The 14847-nt window shown below is 68.5% G+C and carries 5 protein-coding genes; 1 reads left to right on the forward strand and 4 read right to left on the reverse strand.

All coding sequences use genetic code 11. From position 1 onward, the window contains the following. Nucleotides 1–132: 132 nt before the first annotated feature. Nucleotides 133–2796 carry an ATP-binding protein gene (locus tag EO081_RS13720; RefSeq protein WP_129342608.1) on the forward strand — a complete coding sequence of 888 codons (2664 nt, stop codon included), beginning with the start codon at nucleotides 133–135 and terminating at the stop codon, nucleotides 2794–2796. 59 nt (nucleotides 2797–2855) lie between these two features. On the opposite strand, the gene EO081_RS13725 is transcribed toward EO081_RS13720, so the two are convergent. From EO081_RS13725 to EO081_RS13740, 4 genes are all read right to left on the reverse strand, one after another. Further along, nucleotides 2856–6263, reverse strand: a complete 3408-nt coding sequence (locus EO081_RS13725) for an autotransporter domain-containing protein (RefSeq protein ID WP_129342610.1) — start codon at nucleotides 6261–6263, stop codon at nucleotides 2856–2858. A gap of 387 nt (nucleotides 6264–6650) precedes the next feature. Further along, the gene (locus tag EO081_RS13730) at nucleotides 6651–8036 is read right to left on the reverse strand and encodes a winged helix-turn-helix domain-containing protein (protein WP_129342612.1); all 1386 of its coding nucleotides are present in this window, start codon (nucleotides 8034–8036) and stop codon (nucleotides 6651–6653) included. 281 nt (nucleotides 8037–8317) lie between these two features. Continuing rightward, entirely contained in the window at nucleotides 8318–9445 is a 1128-nt protein-coding gene (locus EO081_RS13735; RefSeq protein ID WP_129342614.1) for a TIGR03032 family protein, read from the reverse strand. A 161-nt stretch (nucleotides 9446–9606) separates the two neighbouring features. Further along, nucleotides 9607–14841 (reverse strand): beta strand repeat-containing protein, encoded by a 5235-nt coding sequence (locus EO081_RS13740; protein ID WP_129342616.1) that lies wholly within the window; start codon nucleotides 14839–14841, stop codon nucleotides 9607–9609. Nucleotides 14842–14847 lie beyond the last annotated feature (6 nt).

Raw genomic sequence — 14847 nt, forward strand, 5'->3', positions numbered from 1 at the left:
AGATTTGTGAGAAAATGTGACAAAACAGCGATAAAGGCGGTTGCGGTCGTTAGTTGCGCATGCACTATGGTGCCATGCAACAATTCGCCCGATTACCGGGGCTGTGTTCCTGGATACTGACGGAGTAACCGCGTGGTAGAGTTTGCCGGGGTGAGCGGCCGGCTCGCCTCACCGCTTCTGTCTTTCGGTGCCTTCAGTTTCGCGCCCGCCACTCAGCAGCTGTGGCGTGGCGGTACGCAGGTGTCGCTCGGCAGCCGCATGGCAGACTTGCTTCTAGCGCTGCTCGCCAGGCCGGGCGAGCTCCACCTCAAGGAAGAACTGATCGCTTGCGCGTGGCCGGGGCGGACCGTGGAGGAGGTTAACCTTCGGACGCAAATCGCCGCGTTGCGTCGCGTCCTGGGCTGCGAACGCGACGGCACGCGCTTTATCGCGACCGTTCCGGGGCGTGGGTACCGCTTCGTGGCGCCCGTCACGGCGACCGCCGCGTCCGGCTTGCCCGCTCAGGCCACGCCGCTCGCGAACTTGGAGCAACCCCGGACTCCGCTGATCGGTCGGGATCAGCCGCTTGCTGCTGTCGTCCAGGCTCTGCGAACCCGCCGCCAAGTCACGATCGCGGGCGCGGGCGGCACCGGCAAGACGGCCGTGGCGTTGGCGGCGGCGCGGGCTGTCGCCGCAGAGTATGCGGCTGTGTTGTTCCTCGATGGCACCAGCGGCAGCCTTACCGCGCAGCTTCTCTCCGGGCTGGGCATTACCGACGGGACAGACCCCGACCAGCAGCTGCCGACGGTGTTGCGGTCCAGTGCGCACCTGCTGGTTGTCGACGGATGCGAGGCTTGCATCGACGAGGCCACCGAACTTGTCGCGACGGTGCTGCGGCTCGCGGCGCGCTCGGCCCTTCTGCTGACCAGCCGAGAACCGCTGCGCACGGACGCGGAAACGGTGCTTCGGCTGGGACCCCTCGACGGTCCGAACGCGGTTGAGCTGTTCGTCGCCCGCGCCCCGCTGGACTTCCCGACCGGCAGCCCGGACGCGTTGGCCGCGATCGGGCGGATCTGCCGACAGCTTGAAGGCAATCCGCTGGCGATCGAGCTTGCCGCCGCTCAGGTCGACCGTCGCGGACTCGAGGGGCTGGCCGATGCGGTGGATTGTTCGGCGGTGCTGCGGCTGCGGGGTTCGCGCACCGCCACGCCGCGCCACCGCAGCCTTGAGGCGTCGGTTGCATATGACGTAGACCGATTATCCCCACTCGAGCGGAACCGACTGCTGGCGCTCAGTGCGTTCACCCGGGCGTTCACCTTGAAGGCGGCAGAGGCGATCGTGGCGGACGACTCGCCCGACCTGCACGACGGCGTTGCGGAGCTCGCCTCCAGGTCGCTGCTGACGGTCAGGCCGTTAGCCAACGGTACCAGCTTCGCCATGCCGCGCATGGTCCGCCTCTACGCCTATGAGCAGCTCTGCGGATCGTCGATGCACGCGCAGGTCATGGAGCGGTTGGCCGAGCAGCTGCGCCGCGACCTGGAGCAGCGCACCGGATGGAGCGGCATCGACGGTGAGGAGCTGGCATGCGCGCTCGATTGGTGCTTCGCCGCTCCGGAGAGGGAGGAGCTCGCACTCGCGCTGACGCTGGCGGCGGTGCCCTTCTGGTTTCATACCGGCGCCTTCGGCCATGCGCTCCACCGGCTGAACCACGCCATCGATCTGGTTGCCAACGGGCCGCGCCGCGCGGTGGAGGTGGAACTCCGCACGGCGCTGACCACCCTGCTCGCGACCCGCATCATGCCCCCAGATGTCCAGCTGGGTGCCGCATCGGTTCTGATTGCGCATGCCGAGGCGGTGGGCAATCGCGATGCGGCAATTCACGGGCGATGGGCGCTCTGGTCGGGCAGTATTTGGCGCGGCGACTTTACGGCAGCACGCCAGCACGCCCGGGATATCGAGGCAATCGCACGCGGCGGTGCCAGCCGAGAGGTGCAGGTCGCGGCTGACCGGCTAATCGGAACCGTTCTCCACTTCACCGGCGAGCAGGACGCGGCGCTCGCCCATCTCGACCGGGTGCTGGCCTTCTATCCCTTTCCGGAGTGGCAAACGCAGAACATCCCGTTCCAATACGACCAGCGTATCGTCAGCCTCTGCTACCGAGCGCGCATCCTCCATCTCCAGGGCGACACCGACCAAGCGTTGCGCACGGCGGAGACCGCGCTGGCGGAAGGGGAGGGGATGGGGCACCTGCTCAGCATCACCTACGCCCTTGCGGTGGGGATCTGTCCGATCTTGCTCGATGCCGGCAGGGTGGAAGAGGCGTGCGCCCCGGTCGCTAAGCTTCGTGCGACCGTGAATGCGCTGCGCATCCCGGCGTGGCAGGGCGTGGCTCAGATGTTCGAGGACTGGCTCGTCGTCGCGCACGAGCGCACGCCCCGGCTCGCTGCGGTGAACCATGCGCTGGCCTCCGTTCGCCGCAGCTCCTTTGGGCCGGTCCGCACCATGGCGCTATGCTCGCTGACCGACGCGCTTGCCCGCGCTGGTGCGACGCCAGAGGCGCTGGCGCTTGCCTCAGCGCTGATCCAGGAAACTGGGGTCACCGGCGAGCGATGGGCGCTGCCAACGGCGAAGCGGCTGCGCGCCGAACTCCTGCTCCGCACGCGCGGTGAGGCTGCGATTGCGGAGGCGCTGGCCGAGGCCAGCGGCGCCCTGCGCCTCGCCCGCGATCAGGGCGCCGGTGCCTGCGCGGGTGCGGCGCAACGTCTGATCGACGCCATCGCCGCACGCTCGGTCGACACGGTCTCTCACGCAGCCTGAAGCGGCCGGGCTGCCGATCGTCCGGCTCCGGCGCACCCGGTCGGCGCGCCGGGCGCGGCTTAGAAGCGGAAGGCTACCCGCCCCGTCGCGGAGCTGGTGCGAACGTCGTCACGCCCGACCGTGACCTGTCCCGAAAGCGCGAAGTCGAGCGCGCCGGTCTGCGCCCGCACGCCAGCGCGCAGCTCGCCCCAGCTCCGGTCCCAGCTCGTCAGGGCAAATGGCGCGCCGACACCGATGCCATCGACGAAGTCAGCCAGGAATACCTCGTCCGGGTCGTTGAAGCGGTTGACCAGGGTGGCCGTGGCGAACGGCCGCACGCCGTTGCCCTCAAAGGCAACGGTCACGCTCGCGCGCCCTTCCAGGCTGGTGAAGGCGTCGCGCTGGATGCCGAGTGCGCCTACGCCGCCGGTCTCGTCCACGTCGCTGAAGCCGATGTGTTCGCCACGGAATGCCGCCCGCGGCTCGAGGCTGAGGGCGCCGGCCCGCAGCGTCCCGCTGACGCCGACCTCGCCGGAGAAGGTCGTCGCGCTGCTTTCGCTGCGCAGCGTGCCGGTCGCCAGCGGCGACTGGCTGCGGCTGGTGTCGGACGACAGGCGGCCAAGAGTCGCCCGGCCGTCAAGCGCAAGCGCCCCGGTGCCAAAGCGACCATAGATCGTCCCGGCGAAGTGCTGTCCCTTGGCCTTGCCGTTGACGCTGTCGCCATCGAGATCGGTGTAGCTCACCGCCAGGCCGACCGCGCTGGTGGCGCCGACCAGCTTCTCCACGCCTGCTGCCAGGCTAAAGCCGCTGAAATCGTCGGTGCCACCCATCCCGGTCATGCGCGCGGCGCTCCCGTCGATGTAGCCCACCGAGAGAACCGCGCTCATGTCGTCAGGCAGGTTCGCCGGCACGACCTCCTGCACCGAGTCGGTCGCGGTCGCAGGGCTAGCGGAACCGGAGCGCCCATTCAGGGCGTGCGCAAGCCGGACCGGCTGGCCGACCAGCGTCAGCTTTCCGCCCGCATTCCCGCTGCTGATCGCGATCAGACGGTCGCTCACCAGCGCGGCGGCATTCTCGGTCGCGGCAATGCCGACGGCGGTCTTGAGTGTTTCGACCGACGGCGCCAGCCCTTCCAGCGACGCGCGAATTCGGTCTGGCGTCTGCATGTCGAGCGCGTCGTACAGGTCAACCAGCTCCGCGGACCTGCTGCGATCCTGGTCGAGCAGGGTGGCGTAGCTGCGCTGCACCGGCGACTGCGGATCGATCACGGTGTTGTAGCTTGCCGCATCGATCCGCACGTCTACCGCGTTGGCGGTGTAGACAAAGGCGGACTTAAGGATGGCGCTGAAGCTGTTCACCCCGCTGAACCTCTCGGTAACGCCACCCTCCGCCGTTAGGATACGAAAGGTGTCGCCATAGCGCACGCGCGTGTCCGGGGTGGGCAGCAACGCCACCTGGCCGCCTACCGAAGCGATGCCGTCCACTCCGGCGTCGTCGTTGGCCCCGATCACCAGCGTGTCCGACGCGCCGTTCGGCCCGATATCGATTGCCAGGATCGACTTGGAGGCGAGCACGACATTGCCGTCGATGTTGAGGGTGCCCACCGTACCGGCGCCACCCGGCGCGATCGTGCCCATCATGTTGGTTACGTAGGGTGCCGCGATGGTGCCCTCGCCACGCAGAAGCCCCGACACCAGCATGAAATCGCCGACGCTTGCCAGTCGTCCGTCGACGATGATCTCTCCGGCAAACTGCGTGATGTTCATCAGGCTGGTCAGCGAGCCCGCCTCCCGGATGTCGAGCCGTGCGGCGTTGTTGCCCAGGGCGAAGCGATCCACCGTAACGTCGCTGGACAGCGTGGTCGTGCCCGGCAGCGACAGCGTCACGTCGAAATAGGAGCCTTTGACGCCGTTGGGCACGTCGGGGTCGCGGTTGTCGGGCGTGAAACCGGTCGCGCCGGGCAGGCCATTGGCAAGCGAGGCAACGGGCGGCACGTAGACCAGGGGATCACCCGAGGCTTCGGCCCGCGCGCGCAGCGCCGCCAGCGCCTCCTCGCTGCCCTGCGGCTCGACGTCGAGCACCTCCTCGCCGTGGTCAAAGAACTTCTTGGTCCGGAGATCGTAGCAGAGGTCGACATCGTCCGCCCGGCTCTGCTGGCAGACCTGGCCATAGGGGGCGATGATCGGGTTGAGGCCCGCACCTGGTGTGTCCGGAATGCCGTTCACCAGATTGCCCTTGGCGTCGATCACGCGATAGCTGGGGTCCAGCACCGTGACCCAGTGGTTCGGGTCTTCCCACGCGCCGTCCCCGCCCTTGGCGTTGACGTAGTGGTACGGGTTGTTGGCCGCGATCCAGTCCCAATAGAGGAACAGGGGCTGGTAGAAGCTGAGGCTGCCGTAGGAACCGGGGGGAAAACCCGGCCCGCCCGACGAGCCGCCGGAGAGCACGCCCAGGATGACCTGGTCGGAGAAGGTCTCGTCCAGGATCAGCGGCCCGCCCGAGTCGCCCGGTGCGGTGATGCCCTCGTTCGGCCGCGCATCATCCTTGAACACGTTGGTGTCATTGGGCGACTCGCGCGATGGGTCGTCGAAGTCGAGGAAGTAGAGGCTCTGGCTCAGGCCGGTCGGATCGTTGCCGAAGGTGACGTCCAGGTCGTCGAACGAGCCGAAGATGCCGATCATGTTTTCCGCGATGCGGCGACGGTAGTCGACCTGCTGGTAGGCGCCGTCCACGCCGTTTCCTGACAGGCCGTAGCCGCCGATGGAGACGTGGTAGCCCGTGCCGTCCGTGTCGCTGATGGTACCGGGCGGAGGCAGGGGAGAGAACAGCATCGCCCAGGTCGGCACGCCGGCCGCGGGGGTGTCCAGCGTCGCGACCGCGATGTCGCCTTGGTAGAAGGTCGAGTTGAGGTCGCCGGTCGCTTCAGCGATGGCAACGGAATTCGGGTGGTAGGCAACCTGACTGATGTTGTAGAACATGTTGCCAAGCGCGGTGCGGTGATAGTTGGCCGACGCCGGGTTGGTGAAATCGCTGAAGCCCGGCCGATTGTCCGCCCGCACGCCAAAGCCGAGCGCGATGCCGCCCGCGCCATAGCCCGTTGGGTCGGCGATGCCGGTCGGCACCGTCACATACTGGCCCGTCGCGGGGTCCAACACGAAGTTCACCTTCGTGTTGACGCAGTGCGCTGCGAACAGGATCGTGCGGGGATTGATCAGGGATGCCGTGCAGGTGCTGCTGCCGAACCCGAAATCGACAACCAACTGGCCGACGCCGGTGACGTCGTTGGGGTCCAGCGCGCCCTCCGGCGTGCTGTCGCCGCCCTGCAGTGTCTGCGCCTCGACCAATTCGGAAACCGACAAGCCAGCCGGGCCGTCGGAGCCCGCCCAGGCCGCGCCGGGCAAGCTCAAGAGGCCGGTCAGCGACACCGTGGCGGTCAGGATCGCCCGAAGCGAGCGGCCGGGGCGCGTGCCAGAGGGGGAAGTCGCCATGGTCTTCTACGATCCTTTTCTCAATGAAGCTGCCGCCAGGGTCGCGCGAACCCACGATCCGGAAATCGGGCAAACCCGTTCCGACGCCGCAGGCCGACGCTGATGGACCCTGGCCCGCCCCCGCCGGCGGACGGTCCCGCACGACGGGCGTGAGCGCTTCCGGCTCCCCCCGCAGCACCGCCTGTCGAGCGACCGGCAGCACGTGAGCGCAAATAAGCACCGGACCCGTGCCGCGCGTAAGTTGAACGTTGTGAAATGATGCGGAAATTGGCCGCACCATCTTGAAATGCTGTGTGTTCGGCAGCGCCGCCCGGGCGGCGCCGACCCGTCCAAGCTACTTGCGGGGCTTGGACGCTACCGCTGGGCACGCTGTGCCCGCCACGCGCGCTAGAGCGGCTGGGCCACTGGCGCACCGTGGCGCCGGGTCGAGCGCAGTGCCTTGGGCGCGGACCGCAGCGTTGGTACCGCCAAGGGCGGTTCGGTCGCCGCCGGCCGCGCCACCCACCGGGCAGCATAGGCGCGAACGGGTGCCGGTAGCCGGTAGCGCATGCCGTTATCTGCCGGACAGATCTCCACCAGCGAGCGCCCGACCAGCAGCCGGAACTGCGTCGCGACCGCGCGAGGGCTACAGAGCGCCGCCTCGGCCGCGGGTTCGAGGGCGAATGTGTCCGGCAGCGTGCTCAGGCGGGCGAGCAATTGCCGCTCGGCCTGTTCCAAGCCGGCAAACGCCGCCTCCATCAGCACGCCGAGCGAACGCTGGCGTAGCGGTCCCGACCGGCGTTGCAGCGAAAGAAGCAGTGCGTCGTCCAGGATGTCGAGCAGCGCGCCGACGCCGATCGTGCGCGCCTCGGCAGCGACCAACTCGATCGCAAGCGGGTTGCCGCCGGTCCGGTGGGCAAGGTCCGCAAGTTCTGGTGGCGTTGCCTCGCACGGAATCCGCCCAAGGCGTGCGCGCAGCAGTGCAACGGCGGGAGAGCCGAGAACGGCGTCGTCACCGCCCGCCTCGTTCGGCAGCGCCAGCGGAGGCAGACGCAGCACATCCTCGAACGCGCCGCCCATCGCTTCGCAACTCGTCATCAGGAGTGCGCAGCGCGGCAGGGCGGTGAGCAGCCATTCGGCGAAGGCGGCCGCAGCATCGAGGTGCCTGTCGGCCCCGTCGATCACCAGCAGCAGCGCGCGCTCGCCGGCCAGCGCTACCAATGCCTCGCGCGCGTTCGCTGCGCACAGGTTCGGATCGATCGCCGTGACCAGCGCCTCCTCAAACCGTGTTGCCGGGCAGTCCTCGTCCGGAGCGAACCAGTGCGCCGCGTCGAACCGATGTGCGGCGGACGCCGCAGCGAGCGCGACCGCCGTCTTGCCGCCGCCGGCCTGACCCACGATGGTCACCTGCCGGTGCTCGCCGATGCGCTCGACCACCTCGGCGATCTCGGCATCCCGGCCGATCACCGCAGTTGCGCACCAGGGCGCCGCCAGGCGCAATTGGTTCGTCCCTGGCGGCGCTTCGGGGGACCGCTCCGCTGACGCAGTCGCCTCCGTCGTGCCGAACTGCACGGGGGCGGCGAAGCGGTAGCCGCGGCCCGACGACGTGGCAATGTACTGCTCGCCGCGCTTGCTGCACCCGAGCGTCCGGCGCAATACGGCCACCTGAGAGCGCACGTTGGAACTGTCGATGGTGCGCCCGGGCCAGACGTGGCGCATCAATTCTTGCTGGCTCAGCAGTTCGCCCGGTCGCTTGAGCAGCACCATCAGCAGTTCGAACATCGTGCCGCTCATGGCGACGCGCTGCTCTCCGCGGAACAGGGCCTGCCGCCGGGGATACAGCCGAAAGCTGCCAAAGGAGATCACTGGTTCCCCAACAACGCCACTCACAGCATCCCCCTGTCACGATGGCCGATCGAGAGGCAGGGTGCCGCGCAGCCACCCGCCCCGTGACCGCCAGCACAGCTAGAAAGGGGTTTGAATGTTGGCGAGCGTTCGGGTCATTCTTTAACAACTATTAGCATCGCCCAGCCGCAGCTACTCTCGCGCCGCGAACTTGGCCGGTTGCCGTTGCATCACGCGGCTGCGGCCACCTCCTCGAGTGCCGGGAAGCTGATGGTGCTGTGGATCTCCGGGCTCGCGGGGCTCACCGACATGGGGCAAGCGACCCCGGGCAGCGCCACCACGTCGAACAACTCGGTGATGTGGCCTTCCAGGCGGATCCACTCGACGATGTCACCCTTGTTCAGATCGACAATCAGCACGCCGCACCAGGGTTCCGCGTCGCGTGCCTTGAGCGCGCCGTCGAGCAGCAGGCCCTTGAACGCGCCGTTGCGCGGCTTGGAGACGGTGACGATCGCGTGGCCGTCGTGGATCGCCAGCCCCCGCAGGAACCCGGGGCAGAACGCCACGTCCTGCTTGGCGCCGGTCTCCCGGTCGATGCGGATGATCTGGCCCCGTCCGCTGTCCAGCGCGAACACGTGCGCGCCATGCACGCGTGGGCTGTGCGGCATGGAAAGCTGGTCGGTGACGATCCGGTCCGTCTCCACGTCGATCAGCATGCCGCCCTCGTGCCGCCGCTCGCGCCAGCCGGTGACGATGTCCGACCGGCTGACGCAGGTGACGTAGCGAGCGCGCCCCCCATCCATCGCGAGCCCGTTCAGGTGGCAACGGTCCTCCGGCGCAAGCTTGGAGATGAAGCTCGGCTTCCACACCGGTTTGAAGCTGTGAGTCAGGTCCAATGTCGCCAGGCAGGAATAGCGGGTGTTGACGAAGATCACCCGGCCGCTGCCGTCCACGCCCAGTTCGTGGATGTCGACGTCGCCAGTGATCTGCGCATTGCGCGGCATCAGCGCCATGTCGAAGGTCTTGTTGGCGACCTCACCCGGCCTGAGCATGTTCTCCAGCCGCCACAGCTGGAAGTGCGATCCCAGGTACAGCCGGCCGGGCCGCCAGCACACGCCCATTGCCCGGTTGAATTGCTGCTGGTTGAACGACACCGTCCCGTTCGGGTGCCGGCCCACTAGGAACAGCTGCCCCGTCTGATAGCTGGTGAAGCCGAGGCTCAGGCGGTGGGTGCGCAGCCAGTCGCCGAACCCGCGCGACACGGACAGGCTGGTTGATCCGGGTGCCGCCGGGGCGGGACCTTCACCGGGCGCAAAGGCGGCGCCGCTGCCGGATCCGCCGCTGGTTTCTTCCGTCATCGCTTACCCCACTCGCCCACCAGGCCGTTCGATTCGTTAGCGCGGCCGATCATGGCAGCAACGGCGCCATGTCGCAGCTGTGATATCGGCGTTTCACACCGATCCACATCTCTTAACGCCGGACCGCCGCGGCCTTCCTGAGGCCGCGGTCGCTCCCCGCCTCAGAAGCGGTAGCGCAGGCCGACCCGGCCGCCGCCGCCGCTGCGGTCGCCACCGAACACCGCGTCGCCCTGCACGAAGCCGTCCAGCGCGCCGCCGAACGCCAGGTTCAGGCCCAGCGCCGCCTCGCCATGATCGACCAGGCGCCGCCCCGCGATCGCTTCGCTGGCGCTGCCGCTGCGGAACAGCAGCCCGCCGTCGCCGCTGAACGCGTGCACATAGTTGGCCCGGGCGTAGAAGATCGACGACGTCGCACCCAGGTCGAACGTCCCCCCCACGCGGGCGCCGAGCTTGCCGGTGACCGCGTCGCTTCCGTCAAACTCGATCGACTGCCTCAGCGCCGTGATCGTATCGATGCTGCTGTTCTGCCACGCCAGGGTCGCCATCGGTTCGACAAAGAAGCTGCCGCTCCCCAGCCGCGCTCCGGCCTCGACCTGAACACCCACCGTGTTGCCGTTCACCGAGTCGCGGAAACTGGCGCCGGTGGTCTCGTCCCGTACGTCGATTGAGTGGCGGTCGTACTGGCCGAGCAGGTTGGCGAACAGCACGCCCGCCCGCACGCTGCCATAGGCACCGATGCCGAAGGTGTCGAACTTCGCCTTTGCGGCGCTGTTGCGCAGGTTCAGGGTGGACGCACGATAGCCGCCGGTGACGCCGAACCGCGCGGTTTCGCCGCCGGCCAGGTCGACGCCGATCTGGGCGCCATAGAAGTTCTGCCGGTAGGCAAGTTCCGGCGCCGCGTCGCCTGCGCCCTGCTTGACGACGCTGCCGAACATCTGTCCCCACAGGCTCCGTCCCGCCCCGGGCGCGTCGCGCTCCTGGGTCCATCGCGTGCTCACCGCAGCGGCCGCCTGGTTCCAGATGTTGCGGGTGGCTTCTTCGATCCGGGTCAGGCGGCGAACCGCGGTGCCGGCCCGGCTGCTCAGCCGGTAGCTGTTCGATGCGCCGTCAAAGGTCAGGCTGTAGTCAATCAGGCCAACGGAGGTGTCGGCCAGGGTGAAGGCGTCGGCCGCCGATGCGGCACCCAGCGCCACCACCGTGTTCTCCCCCGTCAACAGCCGTGCGTCGGCAGCGTCGATGTTCAGCAGGATAGCCGTGCTGCCTGTCGCCGCTCCACCGATCACCAGTTTGTCGGTGGTGCCGTCCGCCACGTCGATGCCCAGACGCGCGTTGCCTGCACCGACGTAGCCGCCCGGCAGCGTCAGCGTGTCGCCCGCCACGTCGTTGCGCAGGTCGATGAGGCCACCGCTGTTCTCGAACCGCTCCAGCCCGAGAAGCGAGAAGGAGCGGGGCGTAGTCGCAGCCCCGCCTGCGGGATCGAGGAACAGCAGCGTGCCGCTGTTGACGAACAGGTCGTCGCCCGCGCCGAAGTCGCTGTTCCTGTTGATGCCGAACGTGCCGGAATTGTCGATCCGATCGGCCAGACCGGTCAGGCGCACGCCGCCTTCGATCCGGCCGCTGTTGGTGATGCGCACCGCCGACAGCGCGGGGGTGTCCGCGCTGTCGGGCGCGAAGATGGCGAAGCCGTTGCCCGCAACGCCGATCGTACCGGCGTTGGTGACCGTCGCCCCGGTCCGGCCGGAAAGGACGATGCTGTGCCCGCCGGTGGCAGACGTCGGGTCCGCCGGGTCGTACCGGCCGCCGCCCACTACGGAGCCGCCCGCGGCGATCGATACCGCCACCGCGCCGTCGCTGGAGGTGGCGTCGATCGCGACCTGGTTGGGCGTTCGCACCGCGCCGGTCACGGTCACGGTGTTGTCGCCGCTCGCCAGCGACCGTACGCCAAGCCCGGTGGAGGTGAGTTTGCCGACCGAAAGGTCCGCGCCGCCGTTTGCCGCCTCGACGTTGATGCCGATCGTTCCCGCGCCGCTTGCCGCGATCGTGCCGGCGGTGATGCGGATGTCGCCACTGTAGCTGTAGGCGAGGATCGCCGTCGCGTCATCACCGCTGACCGACACGTCCGCGGCGTCGATCGACAGGATATTGCCGGCGGCCGCCGCCGCCGTGCCCCCGCCGCCGACCGCGAGCGGCTGCGCGCCCACCAGCCCGGTCGAAAGCGGCACCACCGGCCCACCTCCGTACGGCGGCGGCGGCGACTGCGGAACAAAGGGCGTGATCGCCGCGGCGATGCCGTTGCTGCCTTCGCCGCTGGCGGAGATCGTTCCGGTCGAGGTGATGCTGAGGCTGCCGTGACCGATCGCCAAAATCGCGTCCGCATCGCCCCCCGTCGTGGCGATGCCGCCTGCGTTGGTCACGGTGACGGCGGAGAAGTTGTCGGGGTTCGCCGTGACGAAGATGCCGCTCGCCGCCTCGCCGGCCGTCGTGATCTCGCCGTTGTTGGTGACGCTTAGCGGCCCGATGCCGGCGACCTGCACGCCGTCGCTCTCCGCCCCGCTGGTGCTCACTGCGCCGCCGACCGTCACGGCCACGCCCGCGTTCAACGCATAGCCGCGGATCGCGGCAGCCGCATTGCCGGTGGTGGTGATGTTGTTCGCGGTGATCGTCGCCGTTCCCTCTAGACCGACCGCGTACAGGCCCAGCGCGCCGTCGCCGGTCGTGGACACGTTTCCGGTCGCTGTCACCTGCGTGTTGCGGCCGATCGCGAGCACGCCGACCGCATCCGTGCCGCCGGTGCTGAGGTCGCCCACGGTGACCCGGGTCGAACCCGCGCTGGCAAAGGCATAGGCGCCCAGCGCCATGTCCCCGCTGGTGGCGATGCTGCCGACGTCGATCGTCACGTCCGACGTGACGGACACGCCCAGGATGCCCAGCGCACCTTCAGCCGCCGTGGTGATGCTGTCCGCTGTGACCGATGTGGTTCCGCCGATCGTGGAATTGATCGCGTACACCCCGATCGACCCGACGCCCGCGGTGTCGATGTCCCCCGCGGTGATATCGATGTTGCCGGTCCAGCCATAGTTCCGGGAATCGCTGGTCCGGGCATAGATGCCGAGCGAACTGTCGCCTGAGGTGCTGATGTCGCCCACCTCGATCGTGACGTCGCGCCCCATGGAGCTGGCGAGCACCGCGCTCGACGAGTTGCCCGACGTGGTGACGTCGGTCCCACCGTCGATCACCTGGTTGCCAAAGCTCTGCGTCCGGATGCCGGCGGCGTAGTTGCCTTCGGTCGAGACGCGCTCGCCCAGATGCGCGGCCAGCGAGCCGTCGCTCTGCAGGAACACCGCACCCGAATAGTTGCCGTGCGTGATCACCGATCCGCTGACCGAGATCTCGGCGGTGCGCTCCGGATCATAGACGGGCGGGCCGCCAAAGATCGGCGGGATGCCGGAGATTGCCGACAGCCCGGCCGAATAGTCGCCAAAGGTCTCGACCTCATCGACCGTGATCCGCGCGGTGGTGCCGTTCGCGGTCGCGCCGTAGGACGCGAAACCTTCGGTCCGGATCGTGGAGACGTCGATGATCGCGTCATTGCCGCCCGATGCGACCAGCGCCTGCGACCGGTCGCCCAGCGTGGTGGCGCTGTCGCCGGTGATGACGACGTCAACTCCCTGCGCGAATACGCCGCCGGAGTTCAGTGCATCAGTCTGCACCGTATCAAACGCAACCGTCGCGCGTCCGTCGCGCGCGAACACGCCGATGCCGTTGTAATAGTCGTGGTCCGCGTTCAGCGTGCCCACCCCAATGGCGACATCGCCATAGCTTGCCGACGTGAAGATGCCGCCGCCGGTGACGGTTTCGACATCGATGTTGACGTCGCCGTCGTAGGAATAGGTGTAGATGCCCAGGCTGCGCTGGTCCTCGGTCTTGACCGAGCCTGCGGTGATGCTGATGTCGCCGTTGGTAGCGCGGGTGATGACGGAGATGCCGTCGGAATAGGCGCCGGAGGTCGCCACCGACCCGACGTTGATCGCGACGTCGCTGTTGGTGGCGTAGCTATAGGCCGCGATGCCCGCGGCCCTGTCGCCAAGCGTGGACACACTGTCCGCGGTGATGTCGGTCAGGCTGCCCCGACCGTTGGAAACGGCCAGCACGCCGGTGGAGCCCAGGCCCCGCGTCGAAATGTTGCCGATCGTCACGGTGCTGCTGCTGTTGTCGTTCAGCAGTGCCATGCCGGCGGAATAGTCGCCGGTGGTGTTGATGTCGCCGACCGTCAGAAAGGCAAAGCCCACCGCTCGCACCACCATGCCTGCTGCGCCGTCGCCGGTGGTGGTGATGTCGCCACCCTTCGCGACGATGATGCTGTTGCTGGGCGCGTTGATCCGGACGCCGGTGGAACCGTCCCCGGCGGTCGTCACCTGGTCGAAGTAGGTGAAGCTGTTCTCAAAGCCGTTGTTGTTGACGTTGATGCCGATCGCGTCGGCGCCGGATGTCGCAACGCTGCCGACGTCGACGATCAGGCGGCTGTCGGACACCGTTCCATAGGGGACTTGGTTGACTTGCACCGACACGCCCGCCGCACCATCGCCCGAGGTGGTCACGCTGTCGGCGTAGACGCTGGCCTTGCCGCCCACCGCGACGATGCCGCGCCCGACGGACTCGATCGTGCCGGCAGTGATGGAGGTGGCCGCGCCCGACCCGGCAAGCACCCCCTGGCCGCCGCTGGTGACGTCACCGACGGTGATCGAGGCACCTCCATATTGGGATACCGCGATCGCGCCGATGCTGTCGACGCCGGAGCTCGCGATGGCCCCGGCGTTGATCAGGATGTCGCCGCTGGAGGAAGTGGCGGCGATCCCGTCCGAGCGCACGCCGTCGGTGGTGACTTGCGTCGCGTCGATCACGATATCGCCATCCGCGTCGACGACGATGCCCTGCGCCACGTCGCCGCCTGTGGTCACCACGCCTGCATTGACGGTCGCGGTTCCGCCCGCCGAAACGGCGATGCCGGCCTCACCGGGCTGGGCCGTGACATTGCCGACGTTGACGGCCGCGTCGCCCCGGGTGACAACGGTGATGCCGCGATCATAGTCCGGACCGGCGGCGGCTGCCGCTGTGACGTCGCCCGCGGCTTTCGGCACTACCAGCGTGGGGTCGATCGGCAGGTCGGCCGCTGCCGGCTTCAGCGCGATCGGCGGGAGGTGGCGCGCCAGGCCCAGCGTGGGGGCGACGCGGGCCCGAGCCGGTGCGGCGGCCTGTGCTTGCGAGGCGAGCAGCAGCGCCGCCGTCGAGCCGGACAGGCAGGTCCCGACGGCCAGCGCCGAGCGGAGCCGCCGTGCGCCGCTCGAAAGCATTTTCAACGAGCGCGCGCGCGCATCCGAGCTCGACGAGCGTGTCATGCCAAC

It is taken from the genome of Sphingomonas desiccabilis (assembly GCF_004135605.1).
GTDB classification, from domain to species: Bacteria; Pseudomonadota; Alphaproteobacteria; order Sphingomonadales; family Sphingomonadaceae; genus Sphingomonas; species Sphingomonas desiccabilis.

Excerpts from the sequence above, each read along its gene's own strand:
- EO081_RS13740 (WP_129342616.1), bottom strand. The coding sequence starts at position 14,841 with ATGACACGCTCGTCGAGCTCGGATGCGCGCGCGCGCTCGTTGAAAATG.
- EO081_RS13725 (WP_129342610.1), bottom strand. The coding sequence starts at position 6,263 with ATGGCGACTTCCCCCTCTGGCACGCGCCCCGGCCGCTCGCTTCGGGCG.
- EO081_RS13735 (WP_129342614.1), bottom strand. The coding sequence starts at position 9,445 with ATGACGGAAGAAACCAGCGGCGGATCCGGCAGCGGCGCCGCCTTTGCG.
- EO081_RS13730 (WP_129342612.1), bottom strand. The coding sequence starts at position 8,036 with ATGAGCGGCACGATGTTCGAACTGCTGATGGTGCTGCTCAAGCGACCG.